General features: G+C 70.4%; 17 protein-coding genes. 13 read left to right on the top strand and 4 right to left on the bottom strand.

Features of this window, described 5'->3' with window-relative positions:
* Positions 1-141: 141 nt before the first annotated feature.
* Complete coding sequence (locus M1105_RS12130; protein ID WP_249580635.1) at positions 142-639, bottom strand: PaaI family thioesterase; 498 nt, start codon at positions 637-639, stop codon at positions 142-144.
* Positions 632-1,120 (bottom strand): PaaI family thioesterase, encoded by a 489-nt coding sequence (locus M1105_RS12125; RefSeq protein WP_249580634.1) that lies wholly within the window; start codon positions 1,118-1,120, stop codon positions 632-634. Before M1105_RS12125 ends, M1105_RS12130 begins: the two co-directional genes overlap by 8 nt.
* Before the next feature lie 172 nt (positions 1,121-1,292).
* On the opposite strand from M1105_RS12125, the gene M1105_RS12120 reads away from it, so the two are divergent.
* The 8 genes from M1105_RS12120 to M1105_RS12085 all read left to right on the top strand — a co-directional run bounded on the left by M1105_RS12120 (position 1,293) and on the right by M1105_RS12085 (position 9,642).
* Positions 1,293-1,694 (top strand): MerR family transcriptional regulator, encoded by a 402-nt coding sequence (locus M1105_RS12120; protein WP_249580633.1) that lies wholly within the window; start codon positions 1,293-1,295, stop codon positions 1,692-1,694.
* A gap of 90 nt (positions 1,695-1,784) precedes the next feature.
* Entirely contained in the window at positions 1,785-3,578 is a 1,794-nt protein-coding gene (locus M1105_RS12115; RefSeq protein WP_249580632.1) for an acyl-CoA dehydrogenase C-terminal domain-containing protein, read from the top strand.
* Positions 3,579-3,664: 86 nt separating this feature from the next.
* Entirely contained in the window at positions 3,665-4,303 is a 639-nt protein-coding gene (locus M1105_RS12110) for a glutathione S-transferase family protein (protein ID WP_249580631.1), read from the top strand.
* A 7-nt stretch (positions 4,304-4,310) separates the two neighbouring features.
* Positions 4,311-4,787 (top strand): GFA family protein, encoded by a 477-nt coding sequence (locus M1105_RS12105; protein ID WP_249580630.1) that lies wholly within the window; start codon positions 4,311-4,313, stop codon positions 4,785-4,787.
* Positions 4,784-5,995 (top strand): acetyl-CoA C-acetyltransferase, encoded by a 1,212-nt coding sequence (locus M1105_RS12100; RefSeq protein ID WP_249580629.1) that lies wholly within the window; start codon positions 4,784-4,786, stop codon positions 5,993-5,995. The genes M1105_RS12105 and M1105_RS12100 overlap by 4 nt, the downstream gene beginning before the upstream one ends.
* Positions 5,996-6,007: 12 nt before the next feature.
* The gene (locus tag M1105_RS12095; RefSeq protein ID WP_249580628.1) at positions 6,008-8,221 is read left to right on the top strand and encodes a 3-hydroxyacyl-CoA dehydrogenase NAD-binding domain-containing protein; all 2,214 of its coding nucleotides are present in this window, start codon (positions 6,008-6,010) and stop codon (positions 8,219-8,221) included.
* Positions 8,222-8,251: 30 nt separating this feature from the next.
* Positions 8,252-9,199, top strand: a complete 948-nt coding sequence (locus M1105_RS12090; protein ID WP_249580627.1) for a D-2-hydroxyacid dehydrogenase — start codon at positions 8,252-8,254, stop codon at positions 9,197-9,199.
* Positions 9,200-9,390: 191 nt separating this feature from the next.
* Complete coding sequence (locus M1105_RS12085) at positions 9,391-9,642, top strand: hypothetical protein (protein ID WP_249580626.1); 252 nt, start codon at positions 9,391-9,393, stop codon at positions 9,640-9,642.
* A gap of 50 nt (positions 9,643-9,692) precedes the next feature.
* Here M1105_RS12085 and M1105_RS12080 read toward each other — a convergent pair whose 3' ends face one another.
* Both M1105_RS12080 and M1105_RS12075 read right to left on the bottom strand, forming a co-directional pair.
* Positions 9,693-10,118 carry a universal stress protein gene (locus tag M1105_RS12080; RefSeq protein WP_249580625.1) on the bottom strand — a complete coding sequence of 142 codons (426 nt, stop codon included), beginning with the start codon at positions 10,116-10,118 and terminating at the stop codon, positions 9,693-9,695.
* A gap of 168 nt (positions 10,119-10,286) precedes the next feature.
* Positions 10,287-10,994: a hypothetical protein gene (locus tag M1105_RS12075; protein ID WP_249580624.1), complete on the bottom strand. Its 708-nt coding sequence runs from the start codon at positions 10,992-10,994 to the stop codon at positions 10,287-10,289.
* A 213-nt stretch (positions 10,995-11,207) separates the two neighbouring features.
* Here M1105_RS12075 and M1105_RS12070 point away from each other — a divergent pair, with 213 nt between their 5' ends.
* The 5 genes from M1105_RS12070 (at position 11,208) to M1105_RS12050 (ending at position 18,879) form a co-directional block, all read left to right on the top strand.
* Positions 11,208-13,634, top strand: coding sequence for a GcvT family protein (locus M1105_RS12070; protein ID WP_249580623.1), 2,427 nt, complete (start codon positions 11,208-11,210; stop codon positions 13,632-13,634).
* A gap of 112 nt (positions 13,635-13,746) precedes the next feature.
* Entirely contained in the window at positions 13,747-15,015 is a 1,269-nt protein-coding gene (locus tag M1105_RS12065) for a sarcosine oxidase subunit beta family protein (protein ID WP_249580622.1), read from the top strand.
* Between the two features lie 9 nt (positions 15,016-15,024).
* Positions 15,025-15,312, top strand: a complete 288-nt coding sequence (locus M1105_RS12060; RefSeq protein WP_249580621.1) for a sarcosine oxidase subunit delta — start codon at positions 15,025-15,027, stop codon at positions 15,310-15,312.
* The gene (locus M1105_RS12055) at positions 15,309-18,311 is read left to right on the top strand and encodes a sarcosine oxidase subunit alpha family protein (RefSeq protein ID WP_249580620.1); all 3,003 of its coding nucleotides are present in this window, start codon (positions 15,309-15,311) and stop codon (positions 18,309-18,311) included. Before M1105_RS12060 ends, M1105_RS12055 begins: the two co-directional genes overlap by 4 nt.
* Positions 18,304-18,879 carry an aminomethyltransferase family protein gene (locus M1105_RS12050; protein WP_249580619.1) on the top strand — a complete coding sequence of 192 codons (576 nt, stop codon included), beginning with the start codon at positions 18,304-18,306 and terminating at the stop codon, positions 18,877-18,879. Before M1105_RS12055 ends, M1105_RS12050 begins: the two co-directional genes overlap by 8 nt.
* Positions 18,880-18,935: the final 56 nt, after the last annotated feature.

Here is an 18,935-nt window from a genome sequence, read left to right as displayed (position 1 = left end):
AGGCGCGCAGCCCCGTCCGCCCGTGCGGCGCGATGCCGCAGGCAACGAAGTCGCCGCGCCCCGCAGTATGCCGGTTCATGAAAACGATTGTTTTTCAGCGCCCTCGCATGGTTCGCAGGCACAAGATCCTGCCCGCCCGCCTCACCCCCGCGGCATCAGGAAGTTGCCGCGCATCATCGCGATGGGGCGCGCACGCTCGTCCTGCCAGGCCTCGACATGCACGTGGGCGACGCGGCGCCCGGCCTTCTGGATGCGGGCCCGCGCGAAGCTCTCGCGCGGGCGGCCGGGGCGGAGATAGTCGATGGTGATGTCGATGGTCTTCGGCATCGGCGCGAACTCGCCTCGGGCAACCGCCTCAGCCGCGGCACCGCCGCGCTCGAGATCGCCGAGCACGACGCTCCATGCAAGCTGCATGAGCCCCGCGATCTCGAGAAACGAGCCCGTGACCCCGCCATGGATCGCCGGCAGGAACGGGTTGCCGACCAGATGTGGCGCGAAGGGCATCCGGGCGGTCAGTTCGTCACCCATGCGATCGAACCGCACCCCGAGCAGGCGGACATAGGCCACCGTCTCGGCCAGGCGGGCAAGCGCCTCGTCGCGCTCGGCCTCGGCGCGGGCGTGGCTGGGCAGCTCACTCATCGCCCGTCTCCCGCGCGACCCGATCGAGGATGAAGGTGCCCGCGGCCGAGGCAATCGGATCCTCGGGCGTGTCGTGATAGGCGACGGCGCGGGCGAAGCCGATCGTGCGGGTCATGCGGTAGCACTCGGCCCTCGCCATCACCCGCTTGCCGGGCTGCGCGGGCCGCATGTAGTCGATGCGCAGGTCGAGCGTCGCGGTCGATCGCAGCTTGGCCGGGGCCGCCATCACCGCCGAGCCGCAGGCGGTGTCGAGCAGCGCCGTGATGACGCCGCCATGCATGACGCCGGTCTGCGGGTCGCCCACGAGGCGCGCGTCATAGGGGACCGACAGGAGTGCTACGCCATCGCCCGCGCTGTGCAGCCGCATCCCGATGTCGCGGCTGAAGGGCAGGCCCTCCATCAGCGTGCCCTCGCCGGGATCGGGCGTGCCTGCCCCCCGCATGACGGCGCCGAGCCGCCCGTCCTCGTCCTCGCCCGTCATCGAACCCTCTCCCGGCGTCGTCGCTTCTCCGCCCATAGCGGATCGAACCGCGGCATGTCGATGGCCGCCCGCCTCACGCAATCTTGACGCGCGCGTCACGTTAGGGGATTGACGCGCACGTCAACTTCCGGAATCGTCGCGCACGACACCCGGCGGAACCAATGAGGCGCCCATGACCGAAGACACCATGACGATTGGCCAGATGTGCCGCTGCTTCGGCGTCACCCCGCGCGCCTTGCGCTTCTACGAGCAGAAGGAGCTGCTGAGCCCGATCCGCGAGGGGCAGAACCGCTACTACACGCCGCGCGACCGGGCGCGTCTCAAGCTGATCCTCCGCGGCAAGCGCTTCGGCTTCTCGCTGGCCGAGATCCGCGAACTGCTGGAGCTCTACCGGCTCGGCGACGGGCAGGTCACCCAGCTTTCGGCGACCCTCCAGTCGGCCGAGCGCCACCGCGCCGACCTGATCGCAAAGCGCGACGAGCTTGCGACCGCGATCGGCGAGCTCGAGGCGCAGATGGACGTTATCCGCCAGATGCTGGCCGAACGCAGCCAGTCGCGCCGCGCCGCCGAGTAGGACACAACCGCCCCGTCCCTGCGCCCCGCGCCCACGCGATTGCCGGCGCGGTTCGGCCCCTGCAGACCCATCCGGCAACGAGGACGCGAAATGCCCGCCTACACCCCCCCGCTCGACGACTATCGCTTCGTGCTGCACGAGGTCCTGAAGGTGCAGGACGAGGCCGGGATCGACGGCTATCCCGAGATGACCGAGGACATGACCGGCGCGATCCTCGAGGAAGCCGGCAAGATCGCGCGCGACGTGCTGGCCCCGCTCAACGCGGTCGGCGACCGCGAGGGCTGCCGGCTCGAGAACGGCGTCGTTCGCACGCCCGAGGGCTTCCGCGAGGCGTGGAACCTGCTGGTCGAGGGCGGCTGGCCGTCGATGGAATGCGACCCCGATTACGGCGGGCAGGGCATGCCCTCGGTGCTCAACATGGCGGTGGGCACGATGCAGTCGGCCGCGAACATGGCCTTCATGATGTATTCGGGCCTGACGCACGGCGCCTATTCGGCGATCCACACGCATGGGTCCGATGCGCAGAAGCGCACCTATCTGCCGAAACTGGTCTCGGGCGAGTGGACCGGCACCATGAACCTGACCGAGCCGCAATGCGGCACCGATCTCGGCCTAGTGCGCACCAAGGCCGAGCCGGCGGGCGACGGCGCGTGGAATCTCAGCGGGCAGAAGATCTTCATCTCGTCGGGCGAGCATGACCTCGCGTCGAACATCATCCATCTCGTGCTCGCCCGAACGCCCGGCGCGGCCGAGGGGACGCGGGGCCTCTCGCTGTTCATCGTGCCGAAGTTCCTGGTGAACGACGACGGCAGCCTCGACGCGCGCAACAGCCTCTCCTGCGGCAAGGTCGAGGAGAAGATGGGCATCCACGGCAACTCGACCTGCGTGATGAACTACGACGGCGCGACCGGCTGGATGGTCGGCGAGGAAGGCAAGGGCCTGCGCGCCATGTTCACCATGATGAACGAGGCCCGGCTGCTGGTCGGCATGCAGGGGCTCAGCCAGGCCCATGTGGCCTACCAGGCGGCGGCGTCCTATGCGAAGGAGCGGCTGCAGGGCCGCGCGGTGACCGGCGCGGCGGCGCCGGACAAGCCTGCCGACCCCCTGATCGTCCACCCAGACGTGCGGCGCCTGCTTCTCGACCAGAAGTCCTTCGTCGAGGGCGGCATCGGCTTCCTCAGCTGGGTCACCATGCTGCTCGACGCCGAGAAGCGTCACACAGACCCGAAGATGCGCGAGAAGGCCGCCGACATGGTGGCGCTGCTCACGCCGGTGGTGAAGGGCTTCCTGACCGAGGAAGGCTTCCGCCTGACCGCGAACGCCCAGCAGGTGTTCGGCGGGCATGGCTATATCGAGGAGACCGGCATCTCACAGTTCGTGCGCGATGCCCGGATCGCCATGATCTACGAGGGCACGACGGGCGTGCAGGCGCTCGACCTCGTGGGGCGCAAGCTCGCCCTCAAGGGCGGACAGCCGATCATGACCTTCTTCGAGTATGTGAAGGGCTATATCCGCGACAACGAGGACGACCTCGCGCTGGCCAAGGATTTCCTCAACCCGCTCAAGAAGGCGTCGAAGGACCTGCAGCAGGCGGCGATGTTCTTCATGCAGGCGGGCATGAAGAACCCCAACGCGGCGCTGGCGGGATCGGTCGATTTCCTGCACCTGTTCGGCCATGTCTGCATGGCGCTGGCCTGGGCGCGGATGGCCAAGGCGGCGCACCGCGCGATCCAGGAGGGGCGCGGCGACCGGGCCTGGTACGAGGCCAAGATCGTGACGGGCCGCTACTACATGCGCCGCGTCCTGCCCGAGACGGGGCTCCGGCTTGCGCGCATCGAGACCGGCGCCGACCCGGTGATGGACCTTCCGGCCGAGGCGTTCTGACTCGCGGGGAGCGGGCGAATCGTCCACCCTCGGACCGCCCCACCCCGCAGTCGGCGGGTCAGGCACCAAGCATCGAGGAGAGCCAGATGGCCGAATACCGCCTCCACTGCTTCGCCCAGTCGGGCAACGCCTGCAAGGTCGCCCTGATGCTGGAGCTGTCGGACGCCGACTGGGAGCCGGTGCTGGTGGACTTCTTCGCCGGCGGCACCCGCGAGCCAGCCTTCCGGGCGATGAACCCGATGGGCGAGGTGCCGGTGCTGGAGCATCGCGGCGAGGTGCTGACCCAGTCCGGCGCGATCCTCGACTATCTGGCCGAGGCGCTGGGCACCTTCCGCCCGGCGCCCGGGCAGGCGCGCGAGGTGCTGCGCTGGATCCTGTGGGACAACCACAAGCTCACCGCGAACCTCGCCACCTGGCGCTGGATGGCGAATTATCTCGACCCCGAAAAGCGCAACCCGGATATCATCGCCTTCCTCGAGGGGCGGGCGCGCACGGCGCTCAAGGTCCTAGATCAGCATCTGCAGGGCCGTGACTGGATCGTGGGTACGACGCCCACCATCGCCGACCTCTCCTGCGCCGGCTACATGTTCTACGCCGAGGAATACCCGATCGACTGGCAGGGCGATTTCCCCGCCGTCAGCGCCTGGACCGCGCGCATCGCGGCCCTGCCGCGCTGGAAGCATCCCTATGACCTGATGCCGGGGCACCCCGTGCCGGGCCGCTGAGGCAGCCATGGGCGGGACGACGACATATGCCACGGGCGGATGCCAGTGCGGCGCCGTGCGCTTCCGCGTGACCGAGCCGCTGGGGCGCGCCAATCTCTGCCACTGCCGGATGTGCCAGCGCGCCACGGGCAACGCATTCGCGCCGCTCGTCACCGCCCGGGGCGTGGAGTTCGAGGGAGAGCCGGGGCGCTTCGCAAGCTCGGACGTCGCCGAGCGCGGCTTCTGCGGCAGATGCGGGACGCCGCTGTTCTACGCGCCCGTGGGCTCGGACGCGGTCGAGTTGATGATCGGCGCGCTCGACGACCCCGGCGCGGTGCAGCCCGCACTGCATTACGGCATCGAGAGTCGCGTCGCCTGGCTGCACCTGGCCGACGGGCTGCCGGAATTCGAGACGCGCCCCGGCGGGCTTTCCGGCCGGGGGCCGACGACGATCACGAGCAGGCAGCACGTCCCCTCGGGCGCGGCTGCGAAGGAGGACCGATGACCGACGCCTACATCTTCGATGCCGTGCGCTCGCCCCGCGGGCGCGGCAAGAAGGACGGCAGCCTGCACGAGGTGACGGCGCTCAGCCTCTCGGCGCAGATGCTGAACGCGATCCGCGACCGCAACGACCTCGACACCGCTCAGGTCGAGGACGTGATCTGGGGTTGCGTCACGCCGGTGGGCGAGCAGGGCGGCGAGATCGCGCGCTCGGCCGTGCTCTACGCCGGCTGGGACGAGCGCGTGCCTGGCCTCCACATCAACCGCTTCTGCGCCTCGGGGCTCGAGGCCGTGAACCTCGCCGCCAACCAGGTGCGGGCAGGCGCGGGCGCGCTCTACGTCGCGGGGGGCGTCGAGATGATGGGCCGCGTGCCGATGGGCTCGGACGGCTTCGCGATCGGCGTCGATCCCTATCTGGCGATGAAGACCTATTTCGTGCCGCAGGGCATTTCCGCCGACATCATCGCCACCGAATACGGCTTCTCGCGCGACGACGTGGACACCTACGCGGTCGAGAGCCAGCGCCGCGCCGCCGCGGCCTGGGAGGAGGGCCGCTTCGCCCGCTCGATTGTCCCCGTGCGCGACGTGAACGGGATAGAGATCCTCGCCCGCGACGAATACATGCGCCCCGGCACCGACATGCAGTCGCTGGGCGGGCTCAAGCCATCCTTCAAGGACATGGGCGAGAACATGCCCGGCTTCGACGCCGTGGCGATCCTGAAATACCCGCATCTGGAACACATCGAGCATGTCCATCATGCCGGCAACTCGTCGGGCATCGTCGACGGCGCGGCGGCCGTGCTGGTGGGCTCGCGCGAGGCCGGCGAGCGGGTGGGCCTGAAGCCGCGCGCGCGCATCCGGGCAACCGCCAAGATCGGCACCGACCCCACCATCATGCTCACGGGGCCCGTGCCCGCGACCGAGAAGATCCTGCGCGAGAGCGGCATGGAGATCGGCGACATCGACCTCTTCGAGGTGAACGAGGCGTTCTCGGCAGTGGTGCTGCGCTTCATGCAGGCCTTCGATGTCGACCACGGCAGGCTGAACGTCAACGGCGGCGCGATCGCCATGGGCCACCCGCTGGGCGCGACAGGCGCGATGATCCTGGGCACGCTGCTCGACGAGATGGAGCGGGCGGACAAGGCCACGGGACTGGCGACTCTGTGCGTGGCCTCGGGCATGGGCTCGGCCACCATCATCGAGCGCGTCTGAGGGAGAGAACTGATGAGCGAGATCTTCCGCCTGTCCGTCGACGACGGCATCGCCACCATCACCTGGGACCTGCCGGGCGCCTCGATGAACGTCCTGAACGAGCAAGGCATCCGCGAGCTCGACGCCCATGTCGACAGCGCCATCACCGACCCCTCGGTCAAGGGGGTCATCATCACCTCGGCCAAGCCCGATTTCGCGGGCGGCATGGACCTCAACGTGCTGGCGAAGATGAAGGCCGAGGCAGCGGCCACCGGCGGCGATCCGGCGGCGCGGATCTTCGGCTTCGTGATGCAGCTCCACGGCGTGCTGCGCAAGATCGAGCGCGCCGGCGCAGACCCCAAGACCAACAAGGGCGGCAAGCCCTTCGTCTGGGCCTGCCCCGGCACCTCGATGGGCATCGGCACCGAGATCGGTCTCGCCTGCCACCGGCGGATCGCGGCCGACGCGCCGCGCGCGAAGATCGGCCTGCCCGAGATCCTCGTGGGCCTGTTCCCGGGCGCGGGGGGCACCACGCGGCTCGTGCGCATGCTGGGGCTGATGGGCGCGTCCGAGTTCCTGCTGCAGGGCAAGACGCCCGCGCCGAAGCGTGCAAAGGCGGGCGGCCTGATCGACGACGTGGTCGAGCCGCAGGACCTGATGAAGGCCGCGCGCGCCTGGCTGCGGGACGCGACCGAATCCGAGGCGGTCAAGCCCTGGGACCGCAAGGGCTTCAAGATCCCCGGCGGCGCGCCTTACACGGTCGAGGGCTTCCAGATGTTCCTTGGCGCAGCCGCGATGACGCATGGCAAGACGCAAGGGGTCTACCTGGCCGCGCGCGCCATGCTGTCGGCGGTCTACGAGGGGGCGCTGGTGCCCTTCGACACCGCCATCCGCATCGAGGCGCGCTGGTTCACCCATGTGCTGATGAACCCCTCGTCCGAGGCGATGATCCGCTCGCTGTTCCTGTCGAAGCAGGCGCTGGAAAAGGGCGCGGCCCGGCCCGCCGACCTGCCCGACATGAAGGTCCAGCGGCTTGGCGTGCTGGGTGCCGGCATGATGGGCGCGGGCATCGCCCATGTCGCGGCGGAGGCCGGGATCGACGTGGTGCTGATCGACCGCGACCAGGCATCGGCCGACAAGGGGCGCGACGGCGTGGCCGCGATCCTCGACGCCGCCGTCAAGCAGAAGCGCATCGACGAGGCGCGGCGCGACGAGATCCTCGACCGCATCCTGCCCACCCCCGATTACTCCAAGCTCGCGAAATGCGACCTCGTGGTCGAGGCGGTGTTCGAGGACCCGGGCCTGAAGGCAAAGGTCACGAAGATGGCCGAGAATGTGCTGGGGCCGGATGCGATCTTCGCCACCAACACATCGACCCTGCCGATCTCGGACCTCGCCCGCGCATCGGCGCGGCCCGAGCATTACATTGGCCTGCATTTCTTCTCGCCGGTCCACAAGATGAACCTGGTCGAGATCATCAAGGGCCGCGAGACCGGGCCCGAGGCGATCGCCAAGGCGCTCGACTTCGTGCGCCAGATCCGCAAGACGCCGATCGTGGTGAACGACGCGCGCTTCTTCTACGCCAACCGCTGCATCCTGCCCTATGTGAACGAGGGCGTGCGCATGGTGGCCGAGGGCGTCGAGCCCGCGCTGATCGAGAACGCGGCCCGGCAGATGGGCATGCCGGTGGGGCCGCTGCAACTGTCGGACGAGGTCTCGCTGGAACTGGGCCTGAAGATCGCGCAGGCGACGAAGGCGGCACTGGGCGAGGCCTACCCCAAGAGCCCGGCCGACGAGGTGCTGCGCGCCATGGTCGAGGACAAGGGCCGGCTGGGTCGCAAGAACGGCAAGGGCTTCTATGCCTATGACGAGCGCGGCAAGCGGATCGGGCTGTGGCCGGGGCTGGCCGAACTCTGGCCGCACGCCGCCGCGCGGCCCGCGCTCGAGGAGGTGCAGAACCGCCTGATGATGGCGCAGGCGCTGGAAGCCGTGCGCGCGCTCGAGGACGGGGTGCTGACCGATATCCGCGAGGGCGATGTCGGCGCCATCCTCGGCTGGGGCTTCGCGCCCTGGTCGGGCGGGCCGTTCGGCTGGCTCGACATGCTGGGCGCGGCGCACGCGGTCGGGATCTGCGAGAGGCTCGCCGCCCGGCACGGCCCGCGCTTCGCCCCGCCCAAGACCCTGCGGAAGATGGCCGAGGCGGGCGGGCGCTTCTACCCCTCGCCCTCAGGGCGGCGCGCGGCATGAGCGCCGGCAGGGACCGGCCGGGGAGGTGAGATGCCGGGCCCGGTCCTGATCGTCGCCGCCGAGGCCCGCGAGGTGGCTGCGCATCTCGGCCCGCGCCTGCCGGGCGAGCGGCTCATCGCGCTCGCCTCGGCCGAGGGTCTCGACGAGGCGCTGGCGGCCGCGCCCGACGCGGCCTTCATGATCCGAAGCGACGGGATCGCGCCGGACGCCTGCCGCCGGGTGCTCGACCATCCCTCGATCCGCTGGGTGCAGGTGGGCGGCTCGGGCTACGAATGGCTGGGCGGCTGGGATCGCGCGCGGCTTGCCGTGACGAATGCCGCCGGCGTGCTCGCCCCCCATCTGGCCGAGACCACGATCGGGGCGATGACCGCGCTCAATTTCGGCCTGCCGCGCTACCGCGACGACCAGCAGGCGCGGCGCTGGCGACCCGGAACCTTCCGCCCGCTCGCCGGGCAGCGGCTGCTGGTGGTCGGGGCGGGCGCAATCGGGCGCGAGGTGGCGGTACGCGCGGCGGCGTTGGGGATGGAGGTGGCGGGGGTCAACCGCTCGGGCCGGCCGGCGGGGCCGATCGCGGCCATGCACGGCCTTGCCGATCTCGACGCGGCCCTTTCATGGGCGGACGTCGTGTCCTGCCACCTGCGCCTTACGCCCGAGACCGAGGGGCTGTTCGACGCCCGACGGCTAGGGCTGATGCGTCGCGGCGCGTTGTTCCTGAATTCGGCGCGCGGCGGCTGCGTCGTCGAGAGCGCGCTACTTTCGGCGCTCGCCTCGGGGCATCTTGGCGGCGCATGGTGCGATGTGTTCGCCGAGGAGCCCCTGCCCCCGGCGAGCCCGCTCTGGCATCTCCCCAATCTCCTGATCACGCCGCATTGCGCCGACCAGATCGACGGCTGGGCGCTGAGGTTCGCGGACTTCTTCGCGGCGAACCTCGCGCGCTTCCGGGCGGGCGAGCCGCTGGTGAACGTGGTGGCGCGGTAACACCTGCCGCTCTCGCGCGCCCGGCACGCGGATTGCGACCTCGCTGTCGGAATCCGGCGCGAATCGAGCGAAATTGTCAGGTATCGCATTGCCATCCGCGCGATGACACGGCCGACACGGCTTCCGGTCCCGAGGGACAGGGGTGCGATCCAAGCGATCCAGGCGGACAACCGACAGCTTTGGAGACTGACATGCTGCGCACCCTCGTGCTCGCCGCAGCCGCGCTCGCGGTCGTGGCCCCCGCCTTCGCCGACACCGTGACCGGCCGGATCGTCAAGATCGACCCGGAGAAGCGTGTCATCACGCTGAACGACAATACGATGATGGCGGTCCACCCGGCCGTCGATCTCGCGACCGTGCCGCTGAACCAGCCGGTGACGGTCACCACCAGTATCGACGAGAACGGGATCGCGCCGATCACCTCGATCAAGCCGAAGGTCTGACGCCCCGTCGCGACTGGCGCTCCGGCCAATCCGGGCCGCCAGTCGCCGCCTCAGTCGCGCGCGACGATCACCGTCTGCTTCGCGTGGCGCACCACGCGCGCGGCGTTGGGGCCAAGCAGGTATTGCCGCGCATCGGGCCGGCTCGCGCCCACCACGATCGCGTCGCAGCCCAGCCGGTCGGCCGAGCGCAGGATCTCGTCGTAGATCGTGCCATGCGCGACATGCGGCACCGCCCTGAGATCGGGCGGCATGTTGTCGGCCATCCAGCGGCGCAGGCCCCCGGTCATGTCCTTGAGCGCCGCGCCCTCGAAGTCCTTGTCGAAATAGCTGCCCAGCATCGAGAAGCGCAGCTGCGGCAGCACGGCGAGCACATGGACCTCGGCCCCCGCGGCGGCAAGTTCGGCGGCGATCGCGACGGGCTTCTTCCAGCTTGCCGCCGCGTCGAGATCGATTGGCAGAAGGATCTTCCTGAACATCGCCTTACCCCCCAGTTGTCGCGCCAGCCGGTCACGGCCGGCGCGGCGCCGCGCCATCATCCCATGTCTTGTCGCCCGACAGCGCGTGGCTTGTCACCCCGTGATGCGACGATGCGGGGGCATGGTGCGACGATTCCCGCGCGCGGCGGCCACGCGGTGACATCGTGCTCAGGGCAGCTCGACCGGGCCGAGATCGGGCAGCCCGCCGGCCGGCGACCGCCCACCCAGCGGCGCGGGGCGACGGGTCGTCAGCCCCTCGATGGCGCGCCGGTGCAGCCGGTCGCTTGCCTCGAAGTCGAAGGATCCAGGCCGGTCGGCGCTCACCGGCCGGCTGTCGGTCGCGGCCCGGCGCTGGGACTCGAACTCGATCGAGCGCCTGAGCTGCCGCTCGCGCATCAGCGCGGCCCGGCGGTCGCTCTCGATCTGGGCGGCGCTTCGCCCCGGCGCCGGCGTCTCGTGCGACAGGCGCCGCAGGTCGCGACGGACGGCCTCGAGCGCCTGGGCGTCCCGATCGGCCCTTCGCGCCTCGGCCCGCTCGTGGCTGGCGGCCTCGCGCGAGGCGGCGGCGCCCTGCCGGGCCGCGCGCGCCTCACTCGCCGCGCTGCGCCGCGCGGCATCGACCTCGTTGGCCAGCGCGTCGCGCCCCGGTCCCGACGTGGCGCCAAGGCCGCCGCCCTGGCCGCCGGTGCCGGATCCGGCCGCCCCGTCGCGCCCTATCCCGCCCGATGCGCCCATCGCGAACGGATAGCTGAAGGGGTCACGGTGCGCGCGGTCGTAGTCGAAGCCGCCGCCCCCGGTCCCGCAGGCCGCGAGCAGACCGGCGAGCAGGCCAAGCGCCGCGACGCCCCGTCCCGACCCGTCGCGCCCCGTCGCCATCCTTCCGCCCCGCATGCTGCCCACGGCTCGTCGATCCGAGCCCTCCCTTCCAGATCGACCGACGGACGACGCGATTCAAGGCCGCGCCATCCGCCGGCCCGATCTTGTCGCAAACGCTGTCGCAAAACCGGCCGCAAGCGACGGGATCGCGCCGGGGAAGCCCCCCGATTCCTGCTTTCATGCCGCCCGGCTTTCGGATCAGGGAGAGGCCCCATGAAAACCCATGCGCGCGTGGTCGTGATCGGCGGCGGTGTCGTAGGCTGCTCGGTGCTCTATCACCTCGCGCGCGGCGGCTGGACCGACGTGCTGCTGCTGGAACGCTCGGAGCTGACTTCCGGCTCGACCTGGCACGCGGCGGGCGGCTGCCACACGATCAACGGCGACCCCAACGTCGCCAAGCTCCAGAAATACACGATCGAGCTCTACCACGAGATCGAGGAACTGTCGGGACAGGCCACCGGCTTCCACATGACCGGCGGCGTGATGCTCGCTTCGACCGAGGCGCGCTTCGACTGGCTCAAGTCGATGTCCGCCAAAGGCCGCTACCAGGACATCGAGACCGAGGTCATCACGCCCGAGGAAGCGCACGCGCTGATGCCGCTGATCGACCCCGCGCAGTTCGTGGGCGCGCTGAGGACGGTGGTGGACGGGCATCTCGACCCCTCGGGCGTGACCTATGCGTATGCGAAGTCGGCGAAGAAGCTCGGTGCCAGTATCCAGACCCACACCATGGTCACCGGCATCTCGCGCCGGATGGGCGGCGGATGGGTCGTCCACACCGACAAGGGCGACGTGGTGGCCGAGCATGTGGTCAACGCCGCCGGCCTCTGGGCGCGCGAGGTCGGGCGGATGGTGGGCCTGACGATCCCGATCCTCGCCATGGAGCACATGTATCTGATCACCGAGGACATGCCCGAGGTGGCCGAAATCAATCGCACCACCGGCAAGGAAGTCCTGCATGCGGTCGATTTCGACGGCGAGCTTTACTTGCGCCAGGAGCGCGGCGGCATGCTGATGGGCACCTACGAGAAGGCCTGTGTGCCGTGGTCCGAGCGCACCACGCCGTGGGACTTCGGGCACGAGTTGTTGCAGCCCGACATCGACCGCATCGCCCCCTCGCTCGAGGTCGGCTTCGCGCATTTCCCGGCCTTCCAGAACGCCGGCATCAAGCAGATCATCAACGGCCCCTTCACTTTCGCACCCGACGGCAATCCGCTGGTGGGCCCGATCCGCGGGCTTCCGGGCTTCTGGTCGGCTTGCGGCGTGATGGCAGGGTTCTCACAGGGCGGCGGCGTCGGTCTCGCACTCGCCAACTGGATGATCCATGGCGATCCGGGCTTCGACGTCTGGGCGATGGATGTCGCCCGCTATGGCGACTGGGCGACGATGGCCTACACCAACCCCAAGGTGCAGGAGAATTATTCGCGCCGGTTCTCGATCAAGTTCCCGAACGAGGAGCTGCAAGCCGCTCGCCCGCACAAGACCACGCCGATCTACGACCGGCTGGTGGGCCTCGGCGCCCAGATGGGCGACTCGTGGGGCCTCGAGACGCCGCTGTGGTTCTCGCCCGATGGAACGAAGGACGTCTTCCAGTGGCGCCGCTCGACCGATTTCCCGCACGTCAAGGCCGAGGTCGCGGCGGTGCGCAATGGCGTGGGCATGATGGAGATCTCGGGCTTTTCCAAGTTCTTCGTCCGCGGCCCCGGCGCGCGCGCCTTCCTCGACCGGGTGCTGGCCTGCCGCATCCCGGAGCCGGGGCGCATGACGCTCGCGCCGATGCTGAAGGAGAACGGCAAGCTGCAGGGCGACCTCTCGCTCGCCGCGCTCGCCGACGACGAGTTCTTGCTCGCGGGCTCGGGCATGGCCGAGGTGTTCTATGCGCGCTGGTTCGAGCGGTTTCTGCCGAAGGATGGCTCGGTGACGCTCGACGTCGTGGGCCTCGGGCTGTGCGGCCTCTCCATCGCGGGACCGAAGGCGCGCGAGGTGCTGGCCGCGGTCTGCCACGAGGACGTCTCGAACGCCGCCCTCCCCTTCATGCGCGTGCGCCGGATGGATGTGGGCAACGCCCCGTGCATCGTCGGGCGCGTGAGCTTCACCGGCGATCTCGGCTACGAGATCTGGATGAAGCCCGAATTCCAGCGCCAGGTCTTCGAGCGGCTGATGGCGGCGGGCAAGGCGCACGGGATGCGGCTGTTCGGCCTGCGCGCGCTGAACGCCATGCGGCTGGAAAAGAACTTCGGCGGCTGGGGGCGGGAGTATCGCCCGATCTATGGCCCTCTCGAAGCAGGGCTCGACCGCTTCGTAGCCTACGACAAGCCTGCCGATTTCGTCGGCAAGGAAGGCGCCCGGGCCGAGCGGGCCTCCGGTGGCCGGCTGCGCCTTCGGAGCTTCGTCGTCGAGGCGAAGGACGCCGACGTGATCGGCGACGAGCCGATCTGGCTGAACGGCGAGGTCGTGGGCTGGGTCACCTCGGGCGGCTTCGCGCACAATTCGGGCGTCTCGATGGCGATGGGCTACGTGCCCGCGGCGCACGCCGACGCGGAAGGCCCTTGGCAGATCGAACTGCTTGGTGAAAAGCTGCCCGCGCGCGTGCAGCACGCGCCGATCTGGGACGCGAACGCCGAGAGGATGCGCGGGTGAGTCGCGACGTTTGCCGACGCCCCGGCCCCGAGCCGGGTCCAGCTTCGGCGCTGGCGGCATGCGGCGTGGCCCCGGATCAGGTCCGGGGCCCGGCCCGAGGGAGGCACGCCTGATGCAACGCTACAATGCGCTCTCTGTGCTCTGGGGCGGGCTGACCGGCCAGAAGAACTGGCAGCCGGTCTGGGGCCGTCCGCAGCCGAAATCGGCCTATGACGTCATCATCGTGGGCGGCGGCGGGCATGGGCTCGCGACCGCCTATTACCTCGCCAAGGTCCACAAGGTGCGCCGCGTCGCGGTGATCGAGAAGGGCTGGCTCGGCGGCGGCAATGCCGGGCGCAACACCACCATCGTGCGCTCGAACTACGGCATCGAAGGCAACACCGAGTTCTACGAGCACTCGCTCAAGCTGTGGGAGAACCTCAGCCACGAGCTGAACTACAATGTCATGTTCAGCCAGCGCGCGCATGTGAACCTGGTGTTCTCGCCCGGGCATCGCGACATGACGGCGCGCAAGTACAACATCATGCGCCTCAATGGCATCGACGGCGAATACTGGGATCGCGACACGCTGCGCAGGCGCATCCCGCATCTCGACTTCGAGGGCCGCTTCCCCCCGCTCGGCGCCTACGTCCAGCCGCGCGCGGGCACGGCGCGGCACGACGCCGTCAACTGGGGTTTCGCGCGGGCGGCCACCGCGCTCGGCGTCGACATCATCCAAGGATGCGAGGTCACGGGCTTCGTGCGCGAGGACGGGGCGATCGTGGGTGTCGAGGCGGTCCAGGGCGGGCGCGAATACACCATCCGGGCCGAGAAGGTGGGCCTCGCGGTGGCCGGCCACACCTCGGTGCTGGCGCACAAGGCGGGTCTGGGGAAGCTCCCCATCGAGACGCACAAGCTGCAGGCCTATGTGTCCGAACCGATCAAGCCCTTCCTCGACTGCGTGCTGGTCTATGGCGGCGTCGGCCATTTCTACATCAGCCAATCCGACAAGGGCGGCATGGTCTATGGCGGGCATCTCGACATGTATCCGTCCTACGCCCAGCGCGGGAACCTTCCGATCTACGAGGACGTGGCGGCCTGCTGCATGGCGGTGCTGCCGGCGCTGGGGCGCGTCAAGCTGCTGCGCCAGTGGGCGGGGGTGATGGACATGTCGATGGACGGCTCGCCCTTCATCACGATAACCGACATTCCCGGCCTCTACCTCAACGCCGGCTGGTGCTATGGCGGCTTCAAGGCGACGCCGGGCTCGGGTTACTGCTTCGCGCACACGATCGCACATGACGCACCACACTGGGCGAACGCCAGGCTCACGCTCAGCCGCTACCGCGAGGGGCGGCTGATCGACGAAGAGACCACCGGCCCGACGCCGAAGCTGCACTGAGGAAGGCCCATGCTCCGCATCCCCTGCCCCTTCTGCGGCCCACGCGACCATGCCGAGTTCTCCTACGAGGGCGACGCCTCGGTGACTTACCCGCCGCTCGACGCGCCCGAGGAGGCGTGGTTCGAGGCGGTGTTCCTGCGCGAGAATCCGCGCGGCCCGGCCGAGGAGCTGTGGCACCATCTCTATGGCTGCCGCGCCCACCTGATCGTCGAGCGCGACACGCTCACGCACGAGATCACCGGGGCGCGGTTTGCAAACCCCGCCATCCGCGCGGCCCTGTCGGGGGGCGAGGCATGAGCGGCTATCGACTGCGCGAGGGCGGCACGGTCGACCGCGCCCGGCCGTTGAGGTTCGACTGGGACGGGCTGACGCTGACCGGGCTCGCGGGCGACACGCTCGCCTCGGCGCTTCTGGCCAACGGCGTGCGCGTGGTCGGACGCAGCTTCAAGTATCACCGCCCGCGCGGCGTGATGTCGGCGGGGCCCGAGGAGGGCGGCGCCATCGTCACCACCGGGCGACACGCCCGGCGCGTGCCGAACGAGAAGGCAACCGGGATCGAGTTGTTCGACGGGCTCAAGGCCGAGGGCCAGAACGCCTGGCCCGGCGTGCGCTTCGACATCGGCGAGGTCAACGACCTCCTTAGCCGCTTCTTCGCGGCGGGCTTCTACTACAAGACCTTCATGGGGCCGGGCCGGGGCACCTGGGCCTGGATGCAGTTCGAGAAGCTGATCCGCCGCGCCGCCGGCATGGGCACCGCGTCGCGCGACCCCGACCCCGACCACTACGACATCGCCCATGACTTCTGCGACCTGCTGGTGGTGGGCGCGGGGCCGGCGGGGCTTGCGGCGGCAAGGCTCGCGGCCGAGGAAGGGCTCGACGTGATGCTGGTCGAGCAGGATTTCGGCCTGGGCGGGCGGTTGATCGGGTCGGCCGAGACGGTCGAGGGACGGGCCGCGCCGGAATGGCTGGGGGCGGCGTGCAAATCGCTCGAGCGCGTGCGGGTCCTGAAGCGCGCCACCGCCTTCGGGCTCTATGACGGCAATGTCGTCGGCGTCTACCAGCGGCTGACCGACCATCTCGCCAATCCCGACCCGCAGGCGCCGCGCGGCGTCCTGCGGATCGTCCGCCCGCGCCGCGTGCTGCTGGCCACCGGCGCGATCGAGCGGCCTGTCGCCTTCGGCAACAACGACCGCCCCGGCGTCATGCTCGCGGGGGCGATGGAGACATATGTCAACCGCTTCGGCGTGGCGCCGGGCAGCCGGGCGGTGGTGGCGACCTGCCATGACGGCGCCTATCCCGCGGCGCTCGCGCTCGCGCGGGCGGGTGTCTCGACCACCTTGCTCGATGCGCGCGAGGTGCCCCCCCAGCAGCTCGCCGCCGAGGCCGAGGCCGAGGGCGTGCGCTTGATGGCGGGATTCGTGCCGATCGAGGCGCGCGGGCGCAGGGGCGTGCGCGCGCTCCAGATCGGGCGCCTGACCGGACGCGGCGGCGAGGCGCGATCCGAGCGCGAGCTGGGTTGCGACTGCGTCGGCGTCTCGGGCGGCTGGTCGCCCGCCGTGCACCTGGTCAGCCACCGTGGCCCGAAGCCCGCCTGGTCGGACGAACTTGCCTGCTTCCTGCCGGGCGCGACGCCGGCGGGGGTTGCGCTGGCGGGTGCCGCGCGCGGCATCTGGCAGACCGACGCGGTGATCGCCAACGCCCGTGCCGCCGCGGCCGAGGCGGTCGAGGCACTGACCAGCCGGCGCCCGAAGGCGGCCGCCCCCGCCGCGTCCGGCGGCTGGGAAGCGCCGATCCGCCCGCTGTGGGAAGTCACCGTCGAGGGCCTCAAGCTCAAGAGCTTCGTCGATCCGCAGCACGACGTGACCACGGCGGACGTGCGCCAGGCGGCGCGCGAGGGCTATGCCAGCGTCGAGCACATGAAACGCTACACCACGCTGGGCATGGCGACCGATCAGGGCAAGGTCGGCAACGTCATCGGGCTCGCGCTGCTCGCCGATGCGCTGGGCCAGAGCGTGCCCGAAACCGGCCTCACCACCTTCCGCCCGCCCTTCACTCCGGTGCCGATCGGCGCCTTCGCCGGGCGCGCACGCGGCCATCACTGGCAGCCCGAGCGCCGCACGCCGATGCACGACGCGCAGGCGGACGCCGGCGCGGCGTTCATCGACGCAGGCCTCTGGAAGCGCGCCTGGTGGCACCCGGCCCACCCGGGCGAGGATCTGAACACGGCCTATGTGCGCGAGGCCCGCATGGTGCGCGAGACCTGCGGCATGGTCGATGTCACCACGCTGGGCAAGATCGCGGTGCAGGGGCCGGATGCGGCCGAGTTCCTCGACCGAATTTACGTTAACGGCTTCGCGAGATTGCCGGTGATGAAGTGCCGCTACGGCGTCAACCTGCGCGACGATGGCGTGGTGATGGACGACGGCGTGACCTGGCGGCTGGCCGAGGACGAGTTCCTCGTCACCTGCACCACCGCGAATGCCGCCAAGATGATGGCCTGGTTCGAGAACCTTCTGGCCTTCCGCTGGCCGGCGCTCAGGGTCCACGTCGCCTCGGCCACCGACCAGTGGGCGGGCGTGGCCGTGGCGGGCCCGCGGGCGCGGGCTGCGCTGGGACGCGCGCTGGCGGCGGGCGATGTCTCGAACGAGGGGCTGCCCTTCATGGGCATCATCCATGCGCGGCTCCGCGTCGCGGATGGCGAGATCCCGGTGATGGTGGCGCGCATCAGCTTCTCGGGCGAACTGGCCTTCGAGGTCTATGCGCCGGCAGGCTTCGGGCCCGCGATGTGGGCCGCGCTCATCGAGGCCGTGCGCGCCGAGGGCGGCGGCCCCTACGGCATGGAGGCGCTGGGCGCGCTTCGCATCGAGAAGGGCCATGTCACGGGCGCCGAACTCGACGGGCGCACCACGCTCGGGGATTGCGGCCTGGGACGGATGGCCTCGAAGACCAAGCCGTATATCGGCAAGGCGCTGAGCGGGCGTCCCGAGATGGCCCGCCCCGACCGCCCGCAGGTTGCCCATTTCATGCCGGTGACCGAGGGCGAGACCTTCTCGATCGGCGCCATCGTCTGCCGCGAGGGCGAGGTGCGCGGCCACGGCATCGGCTGGATCACCGGCGTGACGGCCGCGCCCGCGCTGGGCGGCGGCTGGCTCGGGATCGGCTTCGTCGCGGGCGGCCCCGCGGCGTGGGAGGGCAAGACCGTGGTCATCGCCGACCCGATCCGCGGGCGTGAGACCCGCGTGCGGGTGGCCTCGCCCCACCAGTTCGACCCGAAGGGAGAGCGGATGCATGCCTGAGCGCGTCTCGAGCCTCGCGCGCGCGCTCGCGCCGCGCATCATCGGCCCGGTGGGCGAAGGCGGCCCCGCCATTCGCCTGTCCGAGCGCGGAATCGCCAGCCTCTGGCAGGTCTCGGCCTGGCCCGACCGGTTGGAACAGGCGGGCCGCGCAGCGGCCGGCGCGGCAGGCACCGCCGCGGCGCCGGGACCGGGCACGGCTGCCTTCGGCTCGGCCGCGACGCTGTTGCGCGTCGAGCCGCTGAAATGGTGGCTGGTCGCGGGGACGGAGATCGCGCGCCCGGCGCTCGACGCGGCGGACGGCACGCTCCTCGACTTCTCCCACGCCCGCACCGCGATCCGGATCGAGGGGGCGCGAGCGGTCGACGTGATGGCGCGGCTCCTGCCGATCGACCTTCGCCCGCAGGCCTTCCCCGAGGGCGCCGTCGCATCGAGCGGCCTGCATCACGTCGGCGTCACGGTGCTGGCACGGGGTGGCGGCTTCGACATGTTCGTCCCTCAGACCTTCGCGCTGTCGCTGTTCGAGCACGTCACCCATATCGCGGCACAGTTCGGCGTCGAGATCGTCTGACCGGGCGGCCGCGGTTCTCCCGGGCCGCCCGATGCGGTAAGCTTTCCGCGACCGCA

It is taken from the genome of Thermohalobaculum sediminis, assembly GCF_023487995.1.
GTDB classification, from domain to species: Bacteria; Pseudomonadota; Alphaproteobacteria; order Rhodobacterales; family Rhodobacteraceae; genus Thermohalobaculum; species Thermohalobaculum sediminis.
Note: the sequence above shows the minus strand (reverse complement) of the source record. Positions and strands in the feature narration are given on the sequence as shown.